General features: G+C 45.9%; 5 protein-coding genes. All 5 read left to right on the plus strand.

Features of this window, described 5'->3' with window-relative positions:
* Nucleotides 1–41 precede the first annotated feature (41 nt).
* Nucleotides 42–575 carry an NADPH-dependent FMN reductase gene (locus ACI35L_RS17330; protein WP_049672397.1) on the plus strand — a complete coding sequence of 178 codons (534 nt, stop codon included), beginning with the start codon at nt 42–44 and terminating at the stop codon, nt 573–575.
* A 137-nt stretch (nt 576–712) separates the two neighbouring features.
* On the plus strand, nt 713–2,101 hold the full coding sequence (locus ACI35L_RS17335; RefSeq protein WP_439803429.1) for a hypothetical protein: 1,389 nt from the start codon (nt 713–715) through the stop codon (nt 2,099–2,101).
* Nucleotides 2,102–2,241: 140 nt separating this feature from the next.
* Nucleotides 2,242–2,823 (plus strand): TetR/AcrR family transcriptional regulator, encoded by a 582-nt coding sequence (locus ACI35L_RS17340; protein WP_439803430.1) that lies wholly within the window; start codon nt 2,242–2,244, stop codon nt 2,821–2,823.
* 91 nt (nt 2,824–2,914) lie between these two features.
* On the plus strand, nt 2,915–4,036 hold the full coding sequence (locus ACI35L_RS17345; protein WP_439803431.1) for an ABC transporter permease: 1,122 nt from the start codon (nt 2,915–2,917) through the stop codon (nt 4,034–4,036).
* On the plus strand, nt 4,036–4,707 hold a 672-nt coding region (locus tag ACI35L_RS17350), incomplete at its 3' end, for an ABC transporter ATP-binding protein (protein WP_439803432.1). The genes ACI35L_RS17345 and ACI35L_RS17350, both read left to right, overlap by 1 nt.

Genomic DNA, 4,707 nt, shown 5'->3' on the forward strand with positions numbered 1-4,707 from the left:
TTAATCAATCGATTGATTAAGGTGATAGAAGGAGAAGAAAAATGAAAATCGGCATTATTTTAGGAAGTACGAGAGATGGACGGGTCAGCCCACAAGTGGGAGCATGGGTGAAGGAAATCGCAGATAAACGCGGAGATGCTACATATGAAATCATTGATATTGCAGATTACAAGCTTCCTTTATTAGGAGAAGCGAATGGGGACGCATCTGGTGCGGCAGCATGGGCTGAAGCGGTCAATAGCTGTGATGGGTTTGTCTTCATCGTTCAGGAGTATAATCACTCCATTACTGGAGCATTAAAAAATGCACTTGATTACTTACGTGTAGAATGGAATAACAAAGCAGCCGGAATTGTGAGCTATGGTTCTGTTGGCGGAGCGCGTGCGGCAGAGCATTTGCGCGGCATTCTTGGTGAGCTGCTTGTAGCTGATGTACGTGTACATCCTGCGTTATCTCTGTTCACGGATTTTGAAAACTTCACAGAGTTCAAACCGGCAGAAGTTCAGGTGAACTCTGTCAATGAAATGCTAGACCAATTGATTCCTTGGTCCACTGCATTGAAAACGATTCGCTAATCTGACAGAGGCAGAATGTGCAAGGCGTGCATTCTGCTTTTTTATACCCTCATGCGAAAAGAACCAAAATAGGCTTTCTTCATATTGTAGAAGTAAGCATTTGGTTAAATGCCTATTAAAGCAGAGGAGGCATTTGCATGGGGGTAGAATTGACCCTGATCCATTGGATTTATGTGTTGTTCATAGGCGGGATTATATGGTTGATGGCGATGCGGCGGGATACGTCACTGCTATGTATTGTCGGAATACTGATGATTGCCGTTCTCTCGACGGAGAGCTTGACCGATTCAGTGAGCGGTGTGTTTAATAGTTTTATTTATGCGATTGGGGAGCTTCTGCCGACGATTCTAATTATTTGCATCATCGTATCCTTGAGCCGGGTGTTGACGGATACGGGTATCAATGATGTGATGGTCTACCCATTTACGAAGATGATGAAGACGCCAGCTCTGTCATTTTGGACGATTGGGATTATCATGATGATTTCCTCTTGGTTTTTCTGGCCGTCCCCAGGGGTGGCGCTTCTAGGAGCCGTCCTGCTTCCAGCGGCGGTACGTGTGGGGCTTCCGGGGCTAGGTGTGGCGATGGCCATGAATTTATTCGGTCATGGCATTGCACTGTCTGGGGATTATGTCATCCAAGCGGCACCGAAACTGACAGCAGATGCAGCTGGTCTTCCGGTCAGTGCCGTAATGGAAGCGAGTATTCCGCTTGTCATCACGATGGGACTTGTGACAACAGTAACGGCTTTTTATTTCTTGAGGAGAGATATGAGGAGGGGGACACTGAGAGCTGAGATTCCTGCCGCTTCAGAACTGGAGAGTGAGAAGGCGGAGCTTCTGTCCTCAAAGCAGAAGAAATGGTTTGCGGTAATCGTTCCCCTCCTCTTTATCATCGATGTGGCCTTGATGGCGGTCTTTGATCTTCAGGGGGGAGATGCGACCTCGCTAATAGGAGGGACAGCGATTGTCATCTTGATTGTGCTCACGCTGTTTGCGCATAAATCGAAGGGACTTGAAGAGACGACCGCTTATTTGATTAAAGGGTTTCAATTCGGCTTTAAGGTGTTCGGTCCGGTCATTCCGATTGCGGCTTTTTTCTATTTAGGGGATGCTGGTTTCATAGCTATTCTTGGGGATGAATTGCCGAAGGGCTCCGCCGGGATTGTCAATGACCTTGGAACGGCGCTTGCCGGAGCAATTCCACTGACAAAGGAAATCGCAGCTGTGACGATAACGGCTGTTGGTGCTATTACGGGGCTGGATGGTTCGGGCTTCTCTGGGATATCGCTGGTCGGTTCGGTTGCTCAGCTGTTTGAGCATTCACTTGATTCTGGAGCGGCCACCTTGACAGCACTTGGTCAAATCGCGGCCATCTGGGTTGGCGGTGGGACCTTGGTGCCATGGGCGCTAATTCCAGCAGCGGCCATTTGTAACGTGAGTCCGTTTGAGCTTGCTCGCCGCAACTTAGTGCCAGTTGTCATTGGGCTTGTGGTAACAACGATTGTGGCTATGTTCCTTATTTGATTTTTCATGCAGTGGATGAGGCATCCACTGCTTTATTTCAGGAGGAAGCGGATTAGGGGTTTGTTTTCTCCAAGGGGTTGAGGGTACAATGGATATAAAGAAATCCTCCTAGAAGCAGAGGTGAAAGCAGGATGGCGAGAGTGAGGAAATTTTCCTCGAGTGAAATATTCACCGAGACGAAGAACTTACTGTTGAGCAATGGCTATAACGGTTTTACGATTCGGCTGCTTGCAGATGCGCTTAATGTATCAAGGGCGGCAATTTATAAATATTATCCGAATAAGGACGAGCTTATCATGGATTTCATGATTCATGAGATGTCGATCTTAATTAGAGATTTAAAGGCGATTGACAAGACGGCCCGTTTTGAGGTCCAATTGGATAATTTGTTAACGTGCATCTTCAAGAAGAAGGATCTGCATGAGATTCTCAGCATTGCCGCCATCATTAGTGACAGCGGAAATGGACAGGTCGCAAGAAAGAAGGAACATTTAGAGGAATTGCATAGGTCGATGTATCAGCCAATGGAGCGGATGATTGCGCTCGGCAAGGCTGAGGGTGTCCTATCAGCCCATTTGCCGGATGCGTTGATTCTAGGGTTCATCTTCCAGAGCATTGCGATTCCGAATCATATGAATTTGCCAGAGAAGGATTTTAGGGAGTTTATCTTTGACATGATATGTACAGGCATCTATAAGCCTTCTAAAGTGACAATTGTGTAACTTTGGTCTATACTAAGGTTAAACAATTGGTCACTTTATTTTTTTGTCAAAAGTGACACATGTGTAACTTTGGGTAAGGGGGAATTTGGTCATGTTTTTAGCATTAAAGGAATTACGGCATGCGAAATTGCGCTTCACAATGATTGGCGCGATTATCATGCTGATTGCCTGGCTCGTGTTTATCCTTTCCGGCCTTGGTAATGGACTATCAACTTTAAGTGCGGCAACGTTGAAAAATATGAATGCCGATTATGTTGTCTATGAGAAAGGAGCAGGAGCTTCGTTTAATAAATCGCTCCTATCGGCCTCTTTAGAAGAGGATGTAGCAAAGCAGGATCATGTAGAGGGAACAGCCCTCTTTGGTGCGGCAACAGCCTCTATTTCTCAGGAGGAAACGGATGAATCTGAGGACAAAACGGATGTTGCCATCTTAGGGATTGACCCAGGCTCCTTCATTGAACCAGAGGTAATTGAAGGCAGCGGGCTTGATTCCTCCATTGAAAACGGCGTGCTCGCCAATGAGACACTGAAGGATAAAGGCTATCAAATTGGGGATGAGGTAGTCATTGACAGCTCTACTGAAACTGTCAAGATTATTGGATTCGTGGAAAACGAAACGTTTAACCATTTACCGGTTTTGTTCGGAACGCTGGAGCAATGGAGAGCCTATCAGTTTGCGGCACCTGGCTCAAACAATGGCATTGAGGATGTAGTCAATGCGATTGCCGTTCAAGGTGAGGATGTAGATCCTGCGGTTATTGATAAGCATATCGATGGTGTAGAAACTGTAACAAAGGCAAAGGCAGTGCAAGGAATGCCAGGATACACAGCCGAAAACGGAACAATCATGATGATGCTCGCATTCTTAGTGGTTATTTCAGCATTTGTCATTGCGGTCTTCTTCTATGTGTTAACCATTCAAAAGACCAACCAATTTGGCGTGATGAAAGCCATTGGAGCAAGCAATGGTTTTATTGCTAAGACGATTGTGTCCCAAGTATTTGTGCTTTCCTTTATCAGCATTTTAATTGGGATTGGATTAACATACTTAACGGCGATGGCATTCCCAGAAGGCATGCCGTTTACATTGGATGGGAAGATGGTTATCATCTACGCGATTCTCCTATTGGTTATTAGTGTCTTAAGTTCGCTGATTTCCGTCCGCCGAATCACGAAGATTGATCCGCTTACCGCATTAGGGAGGGTTGAATAATGGCTGGTTTAGACTTAAAAGATGTAACAAAAACATATAAGGAAGGCAGTACGACGATTACTGCCTTAGACCATGCCTCCATTGAGGTGAAGGAAGGGGAGTTCGCTGCTGTTATCGGTCCATCCGGTTCAGGAAAAAGTACACTTCTTTCTATAGCAGGAGCACTTCTGCAGCCAACATCAGGCGAGGTATGGGTGAATGGTGAGAATATTGCTAAGATGTCCAGCAAAGATCTTTCCAGCCTCCGCCTGAAGGAGATTGGATTTATCCTGCAGACCTCCAACCTTCTTCCTTATCTGACGGTTTTGGACCAATTAATCGTCGTAAAGAAAATGGATGGCAAGGTTTCAGCGGAAGACCGCCAATTCGCTAAGCAGCTCTTATCAGAACTAGGGCTTGGCGATAAACTGAAAAAGTATCCGAATGAGCTGTCAGGAGGAGAGCGGCAGCGTGTGGCAATTGCGCGTGCCTTCATTAATAACTCAAAGGTTATCTTGGCAGATGAACCGACCGCAAGTCTTGATTCTAATCGAGCTCATGAGGTTGTTCAGCTGATAGCCAAAGAGGTTAAAAGCCGTAATAAAGCAGCTGTCATGGTAACGCATGACGAGCGGATGCTCGAGTATTGTGATAAAGTATATCGGATGGAAGATGGAGTTTTGACACTTCAA

Source organism: Pradoshia sp., from assembly GCF_051873915.1.
GTDB lineage: Bacteria > Bacillota > Bacilli > Bacillales > Pradoshiaceae > Pradoshia.